General features: G+C 69.3%; 17 protein-coding genes. 5 read left to right on the top strand and 12 right to left on the bottom strand.

What is annotated here, in order from left to right:
* Positions 1-214: 214 nt before the first annotated feature.
* Together ABZ714_RS22960 and ABZ714_RS22955 are read right to left on the bottom strand one after the other, a co-directional pair.
* Positions 215-595, bottom strand: a complete 381-nt coding sequence (locus ABZ714_RS22960) for a hypothetical protein (protein ID WP_358827166.1) — start codon at positions 593-595, stop codon at positions 215-217.
* A gap of 328 nt (positions 596-923) precedes the next feature.
* On the bottom strand, positions 924-1853 hold the full coding sequence (locus ABZ714_RS22955; protein WP_358827165.1) for a hypothetical protein: 930 nt from the start codon (positions 1851-1853) through the stop codon (positions 924-926).
* A gap of 278 nt (positions 1854-2131) precedes the next feature.
* Here ABZ714_RS22955 and ABZ714_RS22950 point away from each other — a divergent pair, with 278 nt between their 5' ends.
* Positions 2132-2395 (top strand): hypothetical protein, encoded by a 264-nt coding sequence (locus ABZ714_RS22950; RefSeq protein WP_358827164.1) that lies wholly within the window; start codon positions 2132-2134, stop codon positions 2393-2395.
* Positions 2396-2651: 256 nt separating this feature from the next.
* Here ABZ714_RS22950 and ABZ714_RS22945 read toward each other — a convergent pair whose 3' ends face one another.
* On the bottom strand, positions 2652-3113 hold the full coding sequence (locus ABZ714_RS22945; protein WP_358827163.1) for a J domain-containing protein: 462 nt from the start codon (positions 3111-3113) through the stop codon (positions 2652-2654).
* A 473-nt stretch (positions 3114-3586) separates the two neighbouring features.
* Here ABZ714_RS22945 and ABZ714_RS22940 point away from each other — a divergent pair, with 473 nt between their 5' ends.
* Positions 3587-3838 (top strand): hypothetical protein, encoded by a 252-nt coding sequence (locus ABZ714_RS22940; protein ID WP_193469778.1) that lies wholly within the window; start codon positions 3587-3589, stop codon positions 3836-3838.
* A 98-nt stretch (positions 3839-3936) separates the two neighbouring features.
* Here the strand turns inward: ABZ714_RS22940 and istB are convergent, their stop codons facing one another.
* The 6 genes from istB to ABZ714_RS22910 all read right to left on the bottom strand — a co-directional run bounded on the left by istB (position 3937) and on the right by ABZ714_RS22910 (position 8802).
* Positions 3937-4734, bottom strand: coding sequence for an IS21-like element helper ATPase IstB (gene istB, locus ABZ714_RS22935; RefSeq protein ID WP_193469777.1), 798 nt, complete (start codon positions 4732-4734; stop codon positions 3937-3939).
* Positions 4731-6359: an IS21 family transposase gene (gene istA, locus ABZ714_RS22930; protein ID WP_358827202.1), complete on the bottom strand. Its 1629-nt coding sequence runs from the start codon at positions 6357-6359 to the stop codon at positions 4731-4733. Before istA ends, istB begins: the two co-directional genes overlap by 4 nt.
* Before the next feature lie 583 nt (positions 6360-6942).
* The gene (locus ABZ714_RS22925; RefSeq protein ID WP_358827162.1) at positions 6943-7122 is read right to left on the bottom strand and encodes a hypothetical protein; all 180 of its coding nucleotides are present in this window, start codon (positions 7120-7122) and stop codon (positions 6943-6945) included.
* 14 nt (positions 7123-7136) lie between these two features.
* Positions 7137-7277: a hypothetical protein gene (locus ABZ714_RS22920; protein WP_358827161.1), complete on the bottom strand. Its 141-nt coding sequence runs from the start codon at positions 7275-7277 to the stop codon at positions 7137-7139.
* A gap of 781 nt (positions 7278-8058) precedes the next feature.
* Positions 8059-8361, bottom strand: a complete 303-nt coding sequence (locus tag ABZ714_RS22915) for a hypothetical protein (RefSeq protein WP_358827160.1) — start codon at positions 8359-8361, stop codon at positions 8059-8061.
* A gap of 261 nt (positions 8362-8622) precedes the next feature.
* Complete coding sequence (locus ABZ714_RS22910) at positions 8623-8802, bottom strand: hypothetical protein (RefSeq protein WP_358827159.1); 180 nt, start codon at positions 8800-8802, stop codon at positions 8623-8625.
* 19 nt (positions 8803-8821) lie between these two features.
* Here ABZ714_RS22910 and ABZ714_RS22905 point away from each other — a divergent pair, with 19 nt between their 5' ends.
* The 3 genes from ABZ714_RS22905 to ABZ714_RS22895 all read left to right on the top strand — a co-directional run bounded on the left by ABZ714_RS22905 (position 8822) and on the right by ABZ714_RS22895 (position 11473).
* Complete coding sequence (locus ABZ714_RS22905) at positions 8822-8998, top strand: hypothetical protein (protein ID WP_358827158.1); 177 nt, start codon at positions 8822-8824, stop codon at positions 8996-8998.
* An 892-nt stretch (positions 8999-9890) separates the two neighbouring features.
* Positions 9891-10088, top strand: coding sequence for a DNA-binding protein (locus tag ABZ714_RS22900; RefSeq protein WP_358827157.1), 198 nt, complete (start codon positions 9891-9893; stop codon positions 10086-10088).
* Positions 10079-11473 carry an integrase gene (locus ABZ714_RS22895; protein ID WP_358827156.1) on the top strand — a complete coding sequence of 465 codons (1395 nt, stop codon included), beginning with the start codon at positions 10079-10081 and terminating at the stop codon, positions 11471-11473. The genes ABZ714_RS22900 and ABZ714_RS22895 overlap by 10 nt, the downstream gene beginning before the upstream one ends.
* Positions 11474-11632: 159 nt before the next feature.
* Here ABZ714_RS22895 and ABZ714_RS22890 read toward each other — a convergent pair whose 3' ends face one another.
* The 3 genes from ABZ714_RS22890 to ABZ714_RS22880 form a co-directional block, all read right to left on the bottom strand.
* The gene (locus tag ABZ714_RS22890; RefSeq protein WP_358827155.1) at positions 11633-13156 is read right to left on the bottom strand and encodes an aldehyde dehydrogenase family protein; all 1524 of its coding nucleotides are present in this window, start codon (positions 13154-13156) and stop codon (positions 11633-11635) included.
* A 118-nt stretch (positions 13157-13274) separates the two neighbouring features.
* On the bottom strand, positions 13275-14528 hold the full coding sequence (locus ABZ714_RS22885; protein WP_358827154.1) for a GAF domain-containing protein: 1254 nt from the start codon (positions 14526-14528) through the stop codon (positions 13275-13277).
* Between the two features lie 240 nt (positions 14529-14768).
* Positions 14769-15368, bottom strand: a complete 600-nt coding sequence (locus ABZ714_RS22880; RefSeq protein ID WP_358827153.1) for a peptidoglycan recognition family protein — start codon at positions 15366-15368, stop codon at positions 14769-14771.
* Between the last annotated feature and the right edge of the window lie 239 nt (positions 15369-15607).

Here is a 15607-nt window from a genome sequence, read left to right as displayed (position 1 = left end):
ACACCAGGTGACCTGGGCGACGCGGGAGTCTGCGCCGGGGCCGGATACTGGACGTCGCACCCGGCCCCGCGATGCCGTCGCTCACCCGCAGGGTTCGTTCTTGCCGGGCGCGCAGGAGTCGGAGCTGGCGGGCTGGCAGTCCGAGGGCTTGCAGGACGTCCCGCCCCGGCGAAGACCATCCCCGCGGGATGACCCTCCCGGTCACGGGGCCGGTTCAGCCCGCCTCGGGCAGCCGCGGGCGCCACTCCTGGAGGGCGTCGGCGGCGTCCCGCAGCCCGGTGATGAGCGCGTCGAGCTCGGGGGTGCCGGGGACGGGGATGTAGTCGTGGACCGGCATCCCCCGCTCGGTCTCCAGGGAGGCGTCGACGCGGACCGGGGTGCGGCCCCGCTCGGGGTGATGGAAGTCCTCGTGGGCCACCGTGGTGAACGTCAAGGTCAGCTTTCCGCCGCTGACGAGCGGCGGGAGGGGCACGGTGGCGGGCCGGGAGGTGTGGACGACCGCTTCGTGCCCGGGGTCCTCCGTGTGCGCCGAGACGCACCAGCCGGGACACGCGCCCGGCCCGGTCACGGTCTTCTTCCATTCAAGGGCATCCATGCCCTAATAGTCGCATTCGCTGTATTTTGATCTTGGCGGGGGGCCGCGCCCGGTACCAGTACTTCGGCGGTCTGCCCCGGCACCTGGCACGTTGCGTCCGGGGTTCAGCCGGCGGTGAGCTCGTCCAGAATGGCTCGCAGGACACGGTCTGTGGCCTTGAGGGCGGTGGTGTGCACGGGGGCCACGGCGCCGATGACCAGGTGCTGCGGTGTGCCGCCGGGGCGAGGAGGGCCGGAGCCGGGTTGGCGGTGACGATCTGCAACCGCAGTTGCGGTCCTCCCCCTCGCGCCGGGGCGGATGTGACCGTGCGCAGCAGCAGCCCGGTTGCTCATCGCAGGGAGTCCCAGAAGGCCGTTTCCGGGTCGGGTTCTTCCGGTTGGAGCATGCAGCGCTTGCAGCGCAGGAGTCCCGGTTCGTTGGTTCCGGAGGCGGCGCTCATCCACGGCAGGGCCTCCATGGCGTGTGCGCGTTCGTCGTCGGCGAGGGCGTCGACGGTCCGGTGGAGTTCCTCGGGGGCGGGGTCGTCGGTGAGGCAGAGCCATCCGATCGCTGCTGCCAGGCGGACTTCGGGGGCCTCCGTCCGGTCGTGCCAGCGCTCTCGCAGCCAGGCCGCGGTTGGCGAATGCGCGTGGGCCCGGGTGATCTCGGCGGTGGCCAGGACGAAGGCGGCGCGGACCATGGCGTTACGCTCCGCCGCGAACCCGGTGGCCAGGGCGGTCCGGACGATGCGGCCCGGGTCGGAGGCGGTCGCCAGGACGTAGGCGGTGTCAAGGCGGACGGCAGGGTCGAGGTCGCCGAGGAGCGGCAGCAGTGTGGGTGTGTCCGTGGTGATCGCGGCCCGGGCGGCGGCCACTGACCAGCCGGCCGGGTAGGCGGTTACTTCGTAGCCGTAGTCGTCGTCTCCGTCGGGGGCGTGACGTACGGGATCTGTGCGGTGAAGGAGGAGTTCCTCGCGGGAGGCGACGCCGAAGTGCCGGGCGCGGGCCGGGCCGGAAAGAGCTTTGAGGGCGGTGGCACGGTGTGGGTGGTGGGCGTCGGTGGCGAGGGGGATCAGGAACGGTACGGCGAGGGCGGCGGCCGCCCGGCTGTCGTTGGCGCACAGACCCCACAGCACCCCCGTCGCATCCATGCCCGGTTTGCCGTCGGCCCGGAGGGCGGCAACAGCCTCTCGGGCATCGGGGCCGTGGGGGAAATTGCCCCACGGGACGGCGTCGAGGGGCAGGTCGCGCCGGGGCTCGGCCAGGATGCTGGCCACCACTGCTCGCACGTCGAACGGGCCGCCCGCGAACGATGCCAAGTCAGCCCCGCCCGCGACTTCCCGGCACATCACAAACGCCGGATCGCTCCGCCAATCCTCCACAGCACACCCCCACCTTCGAACCACCGGACACCTGATCATGACCTGCCCGGTGACCCGCCGGAACCCGGGCGGTCCAGCTGCTTACACGGGGCCGACCACCGTGCACAGGGGCCAGCCGGAACACTCAGAGCCAGTTCGTCCGGGAGGGTGAGCACGTGCCCGGGCCGAGGGAGCCGGTGGGCGCAGAACCAGCGCTGTCGTACTACGCCGCCCGCGCCGTCATCGGGACGCTCCGCCACGCCGGGCCCGCTGCGGGCGTCGCCGGGCGGGAGGCCGTCGTGCCGGGCGCGGTGGTGCAGCACCTGGCGGAGTGGCAGGCCAACCCCCAGGGCCTGGACCCGGAGTACTACTGCGGCCGGAGGGCCTGGCGGAGCGCGATCCTGGAGGAGACCGGCCGGCCCACCGTCCTGTCCCAGCGCGGCGGCCCGTTCTCCGTGTGACCGACGGCGGCGCTTCAGTCGCCGCGGACCACGCAGATACGGCCCTCGGCGACCGTGTCCCAGTCGATGGAAATCCGGAAGCGGGCGTGCACGGGCATCCCCCGGTGCAGGGTGATCTCCCCCGTCTCGTCCGCGAGGTAGTCCAGGGCCGCTCGCAGGTCGTCCGGCGCGAACCCCCTGGCGCGCGCGGAAGTATGTGCGCACGGTCTCGGCCGCTTGTGGTGCCGGCGGGTTGGTGACCGGGAACCGGCCCGGCCTAGGTATCGAGCAGTTTGGCGAGCCGGTGTGCCTCTTGGAGGAGTTGGAACACTTTGTGGTCTCCGCCGGGTTTGTCGGGGTGCCAGGACAGTGCTGCCGTTCTGTAGAGCCGGGGCACAGGCGTCGAGTCCCAGGCGGTGACTCCGGCGAGTTCGCGCAGCAGTGGCAGGGCCCGGCCGAAGGGGAGAGGGCTGGAAGCGCTGATGCTGTCGAACTCCGCGTGGAAGATCCGGATCCGTGCGGCCCGGATCCGCCGGGTTTCGGCTTCTCTGCGGCGGCGGTTGTACTCCTCGTGCCCCACCCGGTCGCGCCAGTCGGCCTGCTTGCAGGAATCCGAGCAGAAACGGGGAACCCGCCCCGGTAGCCGTGGGCGGCTCCAGCTCAGCCCGCACCGCGCACAGTCGAGACGCACTGATGCCACGCCCTGCTGCTCCTGCACCGAACGCACCCGCCGTGCCATGCGCTTGACTCCTTTGCTCGGTATTGCCCACATGTATCAGACGGCTGCCGGGCGCGTCAGGCGATCCCCTGATTCGTAACACGTGCCCGAATGCAGGAGCCGCACAGGCGCCCCTGCCCTGCCGCGAACGGAGGGTGATTTGTTCGGTTGTTGGGAGGGTGTGGCTGGCGGAATAATTCGTATTACGCTGCTACGGCTGCAGGGAGTGCTCCGGAGCCGGATTCCCTCAAAGGTCCTGATGAACTCGTACTGCTGGGAGTTTTCATGCAGCCCGGCGTGGCTTCGTTCATCTCTAGGAACAGCGTTTGTCGATGGGGTGCGGAGGCAGTTGGTGATCAACCGGCTCGGGAATGTCGACGAGAGATGACGGCACGTGTCCCGCTGAGGTGAAGGCTGGTCGGTCTCATGAACCTGGCGATCGGTAGGTTGTGCCGTCGAACGTTGAGTCGCCTGTTCAAAGGGGTGGGGCCGGGATGGAAGACCCAGAGATCACGATCAAGCTCACCCGCGACGAAGCGACGATCCTGTCGGACTGGCTGGAGCGGCTGCAGATGACCGACCTCAGCAACACGGTCGACGATCCAGCCGCATGGGCCCCGATCCATAGAATCGCTGGCCAGCTCGACAAGATGCTCCCCGTTCTGTTCTTCCCCGACTACGACGAGCGGCTCGAGGAAGCCCGACGCCGCCTGCGTCCCGTCGATGACGACAGCGCTGAAGACTGAGCCGATCGAATCCCGCGACAGGGCAGCACTGCCCGCGAATGCGGGTCGGCCTGCCGCCCATCAGGGCGGCAGGCCGTCGAGACAGGCAGTGGCAGACGTCAGCCGGCCTTGGCCGGCTCCTCAGCTCGGGCCCGGGTGCTGGCGAGGCGGTAAGAGTCGGTGCCGGTCTCGATGATGGTGCCGTTGAACGTCAGCCGGTCGACGATGGCCGCGCAGAGGCGGGGGTCGGTGAAGGTCTTGGTCCAGCCGCCGAACGACTCGTTGGAGGCGATGGCGACGCTGTTCTTCTCTTCGCGTTCGGTCAGGACCTGGAAGAGGAGTTCGGCGCCGTGGCGGTCGAGTTCCATGTAGCCGAGTTCGTCGATGCAGAGGAGATCGACGCGGCCGTAGCGGGCGATCGTCTTGTTCAGCTGCTTCTCGTCGGCCGCCTCGACCAGCTCGTTCACGAGCTTGGTGGCGAGGGTGTAGCGGACGCGGTAGCCCTTCATCGCGGCCTCGGTGCCCAGGGCGATCAGCATGTGGGACTTGCCGGTGCCGGAGTCTCCGATGAGGCAGAGCGGCTGGCTCTTCTTGATCCATTCGCAGCTGGCGAGGGTGTGGATGGTGGCCGGGTCGATGTTCGGGTTGGCGTCGAAGTCGAAGGACCGCAGGGACTTCTCCCGGGGGAAGCCGGCCGCCTTGATCCGCCGCTCCGACCTGCGGCGGGCCCGGTCGTCGCACTCGGCCATCAGCAGTTCGGCGAGGAAGCCGCGGTAGGTCATCTGGTCCTTCATCGCCCGGTCGGCAATGTCGGAGAACTCGTTGCGGATCGACGGCAGCCGCAGCAAGCGACAGGCGGAGTCGATCGCGGCGTCGGCGGCCTGCTCGGTCAAGCCTCGCTGTCGGGGCATGGTCACTGCGCTTCTCCCTCACGGTGGCCGCTGCCGCTGGTGCGGCGGCGTCGGAGCAACTGGTCGTAGTGAGACACCGAGGGCAGCGGCCTGGTGTCCGGCGGAAGATGCGCCAGACGCCACTCGTGCAGGGACGTCACCGTCGCCGGCGCCTGGCCGAGGGCCTGGGCATCCGGTGCGGGCTCGGTCTCGGCCTGGGCGGCCTTGCGGGCCTCCAGTGCGACCGCGTCCGCGGTCATCGCCCCGGCCCGCAGGGCTGCGGCCAGGCCGGCGACGACGTGTTCGTGCGTCATGTGGCGTCCGAGCAGCAGCACCTCGATCAGCGCGCGGGTGCCGTCCCGCTCGCCGTGGATCTTCATGGCCTGCGTCCACCAGGCGTCATGGACCGGGGTGAACTTGCCGGCCGAGCGGGCCTGTTCGAGAGCGGTCGAGCCGGGGAAGGCGCCCGGTTTGCGGACCAGGACCTCCAGGTAGTGGTCCAGGTCCAGGCGGACGGCGCCTTTGGCGATCAGCCGCTCGTGCCGGGCCACCTCCACGTTCTGGTCGTAAACCACCAGGTGAGAGGCGTGAAGGATGACCCGCACCCTCTTGCCGATCAGCCGGATGGGGACCGAATAGCGGTTCGTGCGGACCGGGATCTGACCGTAGCGGTCGACCCGCGGGGTGAACAGCCGCCCGGTCTCGAACGGCTCCTCCGGCAACGGCATCAGCAGCGGTCGTTCGAGCGCGAAGTCCTCGGCGATGGTCCGGGACCTGGAGCCGATCCGGCGGGCGTCGTCCTGCCGGTCCCACCGCTCGACCATCTCGTTCAGCTCGGCGAGCGAGGACACCTCGGGAACCGGAACGAAGTGGTTGCGGCGGAAGTAGCCGATCTGGCCCTCGACGCCGCCCTTCTCGTGGGCGCCCACGATGCCCGGGCGGCAGTAGAAGCTCTCGATGCCGTAGTGCGACTTGAACGCGATCCACCGGTCAGCTTCCACCCTCGCCCGGCTCAGCCCGAGCACGCGGGCAACGGCCGCCTTGAGGTTTTCGTAGCGGACCTTGGTTCGCGGGACCCCGCCCAGCGTCCGCAGCGCGTGGACGTGGCCTTCGAAGAACGCCTCCTGCCCGCAGGACGCGAACACGCGGTGGACGGCCTTGCCGGAGTACGACAGGCGGAAGGAGAACAGGTAGCAGGTCACCAGCTCGCCGGCGAGGCGGATCGTGACGTCGCCGAAGTCGACCTCCGCCTCATGCCCGGGCTGGTGCGTCTGCGGGACGAACGCCTGCAGCGGGGCCTTGCCCGACTCGACCAGGATCTCGGGCTTCCGGGCCGCGATGTAGTAGCGGACCATCCCGTAGGAGACGTCGGCGCCGTGTTCCTCGACGAGCCGGTGGAAGATCCGGGTGACCGTGTGCCGCTGCTTGCGCGGCGCGTCCAGGTCCGCCCGCAGGATCTCGTCGATCACCGACTTGTAGCGGTCCACTCCAGTCGCCCTCGGCGGCAGCTTCTTGCGCGGCTCCGGCCAGGACGAATCCAACGCCTTCCGCACCGTCCGCCACGTCACACCATGCTTGCGCTCAAGCTCCCGCATCGACATGCCGCCACGGTGGTCACGCCGGATCGCCGCGTACAGCTCGACCTTCGACATCCGCGGCATGACCAGCACCTTTCACCAGGAGCATCCCGATGCTGCCCTGGCAAGAACCCCAGTGCCTCCCGAACTCGTCGACATCACCCATCCGTGAAACAGGGCGCCTCCCAAACCCATCGACAAGCGACGTCGCTACTGCTCGATAAAGCCACCTGGCTTCGTTCACCTTCAGTGACAGCGTTTGTCGACCAGTTTGAGCAGCGGTTAGCGATCTCTGGGAGGAAAAGTCTTCACGAGTTTTGACGGCGCTTCGCGTCAGTGATCTTGGCCTGCGGTCCGTGCGGAGCAGTCGTGTCCGTCGCCGGGCAGGCCCATGACGTTCAGCACGGGTTCCTCGCCCTCGGGGATCTCGAAGGTGAAGTTCGCTCCTGACGCGATCGCCGTGAGCGAGCACTGGTTGCCGAAGGTCAGCGGAGCATGCGCCTTCCAGGAACAGCCGGCCCTGTCCAAGGCGGAAACGACGTCCGCGTGCTTGAGCCCTGCCGGGAAGGTGCCCGTCCCTCCGACAAGCGACGTCGCTACTGCTCGATAAAGCCACCCTCCCGCCCGGCATCCGGCCTCGGGCAGTGGAACTTGGCCCTCAGCGGCCAGGGGACGAGGCGCCGACCAGCTGGTGCAGTTCCGCGGCGGACTCGGACGCGAGCCGGTAGACGCCCTGCAGGCTGACGGAGCGCAGGAGTCTTCCGTCCACGATGTGCTTCAGGGTTCGTGTGCCCCGGCGGGAGGCGAATGTCAGCCGTTCCAGCAGTTCGGGCGGCACGAGCGTGTTGAATCCTAGGGGGAGCCCGGCAGCCCGAGCAGGACTTCGCTCACACATCCGGTCTTCAGAACCTTCCAGTCCAGCAGTTTGACGTAGTCGTCGTCGTGCAGCAGCGCTCCTGCGTCCTCGTACGGGAGGATCCGAGCCACCTCCATGGCTCCCAGCACATGCAGACGCGTGCGCAGGGCGCGCACCGGGTATATGCGGTCTCCCGGCTTAACGCCCGCCCGCACGAAGCTCGGCAGCGAAGAATGCGGACCGCCTAACAAGATCGTCGGACGCCGCCCGGAGTATCGGGTTTTCTCAAGCTCCCGGCACAGGTCATTGGTCCACAGTGTGGTGAAGGAGTTCGGCACGGTGTGACCGTACAGGCGGCCTCTGACAACCCCTCGACCCGACGGCCAGCCCCGGCCGCCGGACTACCCCGGCTCTGGGAGGTCCGCACCCCGACCGGAAGCGCACATACCGCAGTGGCGATCCTCACGGCCGCCAGCCGATGGGCTCGCGACGCCGGACGAGGCGGCATTTGCCTCTCCGGACCGCTGACCCCGGGGCCGGGCGGGATCCGGTGACTTACCGGACCAGCGACCTCAAGCACAAGGACTTTCCACCTTCCGGCGGACCTTTCCCGCCGAGGCCGCCGCCCTGCCACCCGGGACCGCGGCAGGCGTCGACCTGTGGGACCGCCTGCTGCCCAACCGTCACCCGCCTTCCCGTCCTGCGCGCGGTCCTCACCCACCAGCCGACTGCCCAGGTCCTCCTTGGGAAGCCGGCCTGCCAGGGCCGCGGGATCACTACCCTCACCCAGCTCCTGGACCAGCACCCCGACGCCCGGGTCGTCATGATGGCTGGAGGGGAAGGCCCACCCTTCCAGGACTGGTCCGGAAGTCGGGTCAACCTCAGCGGTGGTCTCCCGGAGGTGGCGGATCAGGGCGGTCATGCCGGGGTCGCAGGGCCGCCGACGGGCCGGTTGGCCGCGTCAGGCGACCATACGTTCAGCGTGTTCTTCTGCCCGTCGAAGGTGTCCGGGCCGGTCAGCGTGCCGGGGATGCGGTGGGGTGGCAGGAGGCTCCAGCAGGTGTGAGCGACCTGAGTCCAGCCGGTGAGCCTGGCCGGGTCGGCCCATGTGGTGGGGACGATGGTGTAGCCCACGGAGGGCAGCATCCGGGTCGCGTCCGTGAGGGGCGCGACGGGCTGGGCGCCGGTGCTCGCGGTCGGCTCGGGACGGAGGGCCGCCATTCCCCGCTGGACCTCGTCCTGATTGCCAACGTCGAGTCCAAGGAAGGACAGCTCAAAACGCCCGCCGCCGCTACGCCGTCCTCCTGTGGCGCCACGCCGCACACCTGCACGGGCAAGGCCGCGCGGAACATCGCCCGCCGCACCAGCCTCCCCACTGACTGATCGAACGCCGGACCAGTGGCGTGCCGGGGGTTGGCACACAGCGCATCAAGAAGCCTGTACCTTCACCGGGTCTGTCGCCGATTTTGTGACGAGGGTGGGTCAGTTCCGCAGGAGGATGTGGGTGCGGAGGAGACCGAGCTCGGCCCTGCCGTAGTCGGCGCGTTTGAGAAGTCTGACCCGCGTGACCTGTCCTTCTACCTGCCCCGAACTCCATGATGTGAACAGTCCGGCGGTGACCGCGTTGAAGTCGTGTAAAAGCCCGTCGGCGAACTGGGTCAAGCGGGGGAGGTCGTGCTGTTTGACCCGTGCGATCCAGACCGGCGAGGTCTTCTCCCCGGTGGTCGCGCATGAGGCTCGCGAACGATCGGACATGCTGGACGGCCGCGTCGAGTTCTGGGCAGGCGGCTCGGATCTCCTTCAGGCCGACGGCTTCGTCGGAGCGGAGTCGTTCGGGGCGGGTCATGATCCAGCGTAGGGCCCGACGGGGCTTGGGCAGTGCCGGTGGCGGAGGTGTGGTCACCGCGCCTTCCTTCAGGAGGCGGACATAGCGTCCCACCGCAGTTCGCTTGCCCCGAAAGCCCTGGTCGCGAACTTCGCGGAACAGTTGGCTGGCGTTGTGGCAGCCCTGGGTGAAGCGGTTGTAGCTGTAGGGCTTGTAGTGGTCCAGCTTGGTGCGGCGCTGTCTGACTTTGACCAGCAGTTCGTCGATGCTCGGGCCCGTGCGTAGGGGTGGACCGCGTAGCAGTCGAGCTCCCATGACCGCGTCCCGCGGCCTCCAGTCCAGGTGCCGCTGCTGAACTCGCGTAGCCAGTACCCCGGCCGCCGGGCGAGCACCGGAATAAAGCGACCGAATTCAGCCGAGTCGTTCTCGCATTCGCTTACGGCAGACAGTGAAAGTCCCCGAAGGGACTTGAAGATCTCCCCAGGGCAAGTCAATCTATGTCCCCCCGGAGAACGTTTGTTGGCAGCAGTCTCCTTGTCGGCTTCCCGTCGCTCAAGGAACAGCAGATCGTCAGAAGCTCGTTCTGGCTGACCTTCCAGAGCTCGGTTACCCATTTTTGGAGTGTCCCTCGTGCGCAAAATCTTCCTATCAGCGGTCCCTACGGCCAGGCCGAACGACGCGCCATCGATGAAGCAGCGCTGTATATAGCCGACGATCACCGGTTCGCTAAACCGGGAGTCCTCCGGACCATTGGTGGAGTTCGCGCGGGCTGTGCTTGGCGGTGGAGCCCCACGAACGTATGCCCGCTTCGTGTGAGTGCCGCATCAGCAGCTCCGGCACCTCCTTGTCTCGCTTCGCGGTGAGGCGCAGCGGGATCCTGCCGCTGACCGATTGCGCGCACCACCTATGTCTCCGGAAGGTACCCATGGCCCGTCCCCCCGCACTCAAACTCGCCGATGTACTCGCCGAGATCCGCATGAGCCCGTCGGCCTTCTACCGCCTCCGAGCCCGTGGCGATGCACCCCGAATGATAAAACTTCCGAACGGCGAACTGCGCTGCCGCCGCGCCGATCTCGACGCGTGGTGGGCTGCGTGCGAAAGGGAAACGCCTCAATGGCGATGAGCTACAAGGTCCGTTTCTGGGAAATACGCGAGAGGCCCAACCGTGAAAGAGGGTTCGAGGTCCGCTGGACGGTCAGCGGCCGGGAGAAGTCCGAGTCCTTCAGGACGAAGGGACTAGCGGAGAGCCGCCGCGCCAAACTGATGACCGCGGCCAGGGACGGTGAACCGTTCGACCTCCGCTCCGGCCTGCCCGCCTCCGAACTCCGCGCACTGAAACAGCGCACCACCTGGTACGCCCTCGCACGGGAATACATCGAACTGCGCTGGGACCGCACCCCGGGCAACACCCGCCGCACCCTCGCCGATGCCTTCGCCACGATCACCCCCGCCCTGGTCGAGCCCGGAGCCGTCTACCACCACCCACGCGTCCTGAGACGAGCCTTGTACTCATGGGCCTTCAACAAAAACGCCTGGAAGACCGAGCCCGCAGAGGAGTGGCAGGAGGCCCTGACCTGGCTGGAGCGGAACTCCCTGCCCGTGAGCGAATTGGAAGACCCCGACACCCTTCGCCGCGCGCTTGACGCCCTGTGCCGCAAACTCGACGGAACGGCAGCCGCGGCCAAGACCGTGAAGCGCAAGAAGGCTGCGGTGAACGAGGCCTTCGGCGTGGCCGTCGAACGCGGGTACTTCACCCACAACCCACTCCACGGGCTCCGCTGGACAGCACCGGAAGCGGCAGACGAGGTCGACCCGGACTGCGTCCCCAACCCCGCCCAAGTCGCCCGGCTGCTGGAAGCCGTCAGACACCTGCCCGGTCGCGGACCCCACCTGTACGCCTTCTTCGCCTGCATGTACCACGCAGCCATGCGCCCCGCCGAAGTCATCCATCTCGGCAAAGTCCAGTGCCGTCTACCTCCAACCGGATGGGGCCTGCTCAACCTCAAAGGCGGCGTCGTCACCGCCGGAAGGGAACGGACCGACAACGGCTCCGTCCACGAAATTCACCCCCTCAAACGACGCGCCGCCAAAGCCACCCGGCCCGTGCCCATCCCACCCGTACTCGTCCGCATCCTGCGCGAACACATCGAACAGTTCGGCGTCGCACCCGACGGCCGCATTTTCCGCAACGCCAAAGGCAACTACATCGACGCCTCCGCCTACGGCATCACCTGGAACCGGGCCCGCGAAGCCACCCTCACCCTCGACGAACATGCCCTCGAAATCGCCAAACGACCTTACGACCTCCGGCACGCCGGAATCTCCTTCTGGCTCGCCTCCGGCGTCGACCCCGCCGAATGCGCACGCCGCGCCGGCCAGAGTATCCAGGTCCTCTTCCGTCACTACGCTAAATTTTCCTGGCCGAGACGCGCGACCACGCCAACCGGCTCATCGAGGACTCCATGCGGCGCTGGGAGGGCACCTCGGAGGCCGATGAGGGCCGGTTAACTGGCCACTGGCCCGGAACGGCCCCGGAACAGCTGGTCAGAGGTGGGATACAGGTGGGAGAAACCGGGAGCAGCGCCGGATTCCGACTCGCCGCGTAGAAGTGCGTCACGAAGGACGCCTGCCGGGGAAAAACCCTGGTCGAGCGCCCCTTCTTGACGTCTAGAAGAAGCCCAGCGATTTCGGCGAATACGACACAAGCAAGTTCTTCGTCTGCTGGTAGTGCTCCAGCATCATCCGGTGCGTCTCGCGTCCGTAGCCCGACTGCTTGTAGCCGCCGAAGGCCGCGTGCGCCGGGTAGGCGTGGTAGCAGTTGGTCCAGACCCGGCCCGCCTGGATCGCCCGGCCCGCGCGGTAGGCGGTGTTGATGTCGCGGGTCCACACTCCGGCGCCGAGGCCGTACAGCGTGTCGTTGGCGGTACGGATCGCCGACTCGAAGTCCGAGAAGGAGGCGACGGCGACGACCGGGCCGAAGATCTCCTCCTGGAAGATCCGCATCCGGTTGTCGCCCTCGAAGATGGTCGGCTGGACGTAGTAGCCGCCCGCGAGTTCGCCGTCGTACGTCACGGGCTCGCCGCCGGTGAGGACCTTGGCGCCCTCCTGACGGCCGATCTCCAGATAGGAGACGATCTTGCGGAGCTGCTCCTCGGACGCCTGGGCGCCGATCATGGTGGCGGTGTCGAGGGGGTGGCCGGTGGTGATCTTCTCGGTACGGGCGACGCCCGCGTCGAGGAAGTCCGCGTAGTGGCCCCGCTGGACCAGGGCGCGGGACGGGCAGGTACAGACTTCGCCCTGGTTGAGGGCGAACATGGTGAAGCCCTCCAGGGCCTTGTCGCGGAGGTCGTCGTCCACGGCCCAGATGTCGTCGAAGAAGATATTGGGGGACTTGCCGCCCAGTTCCAGGGTGACCGGCCGCAGATGCTCGGCCGCGTACCGCAGGATCAGCCGTCCCGTGCTGGTCTCCCCGGTGAAGGCGATCTTGGCGACCCGGGGGCTGGAGGCCAGCGGCTTGCCCGCCTCCTCGCCGAAGCCGTTGACGATGTTCACCACACCCGGCGGCAGCAGATCGGCGATCAGGCTCATCCAGAAGTGGATCGACACGGGCGTCTGCTCGGCGGGTTTGAGGACGACCGCGTTGCCCGCCGCCAGCGCCGGGGCCAGCTTCCAGGCCGCCATCAGCAGCGGGAAGTTCCAGGGGATGATCTGCGCCACCACGCCCAGCGGTTCGTGGAAGTGGTACGCGACCGTGTCGTCGTCGATCTGGCTGAGTGAACCCTCCTGGGCCCGGAGCGCGCCCGCGAAGTAGCGGAAGTGGTCGATGGCCAGCGGGATGTCGGCCGCCAGGGTCTCGCGTACCGGCTTGCCGTTGTCCCAGCTCTCGGCGACCGCCAGCGCCTCCAGCCGCTCCTCCATCCGGTCGGCGATCCGCAGCAGGATCCGCGCCCGTTCGGCCGCCGGGCGCGCGCCCCAGGCGGGCGCCGCCGCGTGGGCGGCGTCGAGGGCCCGCTCGACGTCCTGGGCCGTGCCACGCGCCACCTCGGTGTAGGGGCGCCCGTCGACGGGGCTCGGATTCTCGAAGTAGCCGCCCTGGGCGGGGGCGACGTACTCCCCGCCGATCCAGTGGTCGTACCGTGCCTGTAAGGAGACGTCCGAGCCTTCGCTGCCGGGGTTCGCGTATCGGGGCATTCCCAGCCTCCCGGGGAGGTGCCGCCCGCCGCTGGACGGCGTTCCCCGGGAGGCTAACGGCGGTGGGGTTGCGAGGCCGTTGCGGGGGCGCGCCCGACCGCCGCCGTACGCCCCCGGATCACGCCCGCTGCCACCGGTCGATCTCCCGGACCCGGGCGAGGGCCGCGGCCCGCCGGGGGCCTTCGAGCGCCGACGCCAGCGCCTGCCAGACCGTCAGATCGTCCTCGCCCCAGTGGCTGTACGCCCAGTCCCCGAGCAGCCCCGGGTCCGACCGGGCGATCAGCGCCGCCCGCAGCTGGTCCGCCAGCCGGCGGCGGGTCCGGACCACCGCGGGCGCCTGGGAGGACGGCAGCAGCGGTCCGGTGTACGCGCTGAGGGCACCGGAGACCGCGCCCGACGCCAGCCGCCGGGCCACGGTCCCGAAGTCGGAGTCGACCCGGGCCGCGAGCCGGTACGGGCGCGAGCGCAGCAGCTCGGGCCCCAGGATCCCGCGCAGCCGGGAGAGTTCGGCCCGGAGCGTCACGGGCGTCACCGACTCGTCCTCGTACAACTCCGTCAGCAGCTCGTCCCCGCCGATGCCGTCGGGGCGGGAGGCGAGCAGGACGACGATCTCGCTGTGCCGTCGGCTCAGCCGGATCTTGCGCCCCTCCGCCACCAGCAGCGCCTCGTCGTGGCCGAGCGCCGACAACTGGACGATCCCGGCCGCCGGGGGCGGGGCGAGCAGCGCCAGCTGAGTTTCGGCGGCTCGGGCGACCGCCGTGACGAACGCCAGGCTGTGCGGATGGGCCAGCCGGTCGCCGCCGGTGATGTCGACGGCCCCCAGCACCCGTCCGGTCGCCGGGTCGTGGACCGGCGCCGCGGCACAGGTCCACTGCTGGACGCGGCGGCAGAAGTGCTCGGCCGCGAAGACCTGCACCGGCCGGTCGACCGTGATCGCGGTGCCCGGCGCGTTCGTCCCGGCCACCGCCTCCGCCCAGCGGGCGCCGGGGACGAAGTCCATGGCCCCGGCCCGGTCCCGGGTGGCGGAAGGACCGTCCACCCAGAGCAGCCGGCCGCCCGCGTCGCAGACCGCCACCAGATGGTCGCCGTCCCTGGCGTAGGGCTCGGTGAGCTCGCGGACCAGCGGCATCACCCGGGCCAGGGGATGGCCCTCCCGATAGGCGATCAGCTCGTCGTCGGCCAGCTCGACGCCCACCATGCCCTCCGGGCTCACCCGGGCCCGGGCGGAACGCCGCCAGGAATCGGCCACCTCGGGTCGGACCGGGCGCTCGACCCGGCCCGCCGACAGATACGCGTCGTACGCCCTGCGCAGTTCGGCGATCCGCTCCCCAGGATCGGTGCCGGGTTCCAGGGCCACCCATGAATCGCTCAACTCGGCCTCCCAGACACCCATCGTGACCGAGCCGCGCGGGTGCGACAAGCCACTGACACGCCCTCAGCAACGATCCGTTCACGGGCCGTCACCGCTCGGCGCGGCCCGGTGCCGTGGGACGTACCCGGAGGCCACGGGCGCGACACCGGATCGCGGCCGAAGAGATACCACTCGCGTGAGTGATGATTCGTTCGCGCGTGCGAACCGAATGGCGTGGGGTGGTGCGGGGCGGACGGCCGGTCAGGCGAAGTTCACCAGCCGGATGTACCGCACCCAGTCCCAGTGCGGCCCCGGATCCGTATGGGTGGCCCCGGGCACCTCGTGGTGGCCGATGATGTGCTCCCGGTCCTTGGGGATGCCGTGGCGGTCGCAGATCGCGGCGGTCAGCGCCGCCGACCGCTCGTACAGGGCATGGGTGAACCAGACCGGCCAGTCGACCCAGCCCTCGTGCTCGATCCCGATACTGCGGGTGTTGTACGACCAGCTGCCCGCGTGCCAGCCGATGTCCCGCTCCCGGACGCACTGGGCGATCCGGCCGTCCGCCGATCCGACCACGTAGTGCGCCGACACCCGCCGGGCAGGGTCCTGGAAGATCCGTACCGTGTCCTCGAAGGTCTCCTGCGCGACATGGACGACCACCCGGTCGATCCGGTACGACGACGGGCGGCTCGACACCGTGAAGTTGGCGGACGCGGCGGGGCGCCACACCGCGCCGGGCTGGTCCGCGGCGGCGATACGGGTGAGATCGGACGCCGCGCGGGCGGTACCCGCCGACGGCAGCGCGCCGGCGGCGGCGGCCGTCAGCGCGGCGGCCGACCGGAGCAGGTCTCGACGGTCCATGGGCTCTCCTGAGGGGCGGAAGCGGGTGGCCGCCGAACGGCGCGGGGCCGCCCCGAGGATCTCGTGTCGTCGGCCGGTTCGCCCGCAGGCCGACACCATCGGGTGTCATCCGTCACGAACACGGCGGAACGTGCCTCTCACCCGACGGGCCGATGAGCGGTCTGGTCCCGGGCCGGTCCGGCGGGAGGCACTGGGCCGGTCCCGGCCGGTCCGGCCCGAGCGGATCCACCGTACGTCCG

The sequence above is a fragment of the Streptomyces sp. NPDC006798 genome, from assembly GCF_040635975.1.
Lineage (GTDB): Bacteria > Actinomycetota > Actinomycetes > Streptomycetales > Streptomycetaceae > Streptomyces.
Note: the sequence above shows the minus strand (reverse complement) of the source record. Positions and strands in the feature narration are given on the sequence as shown.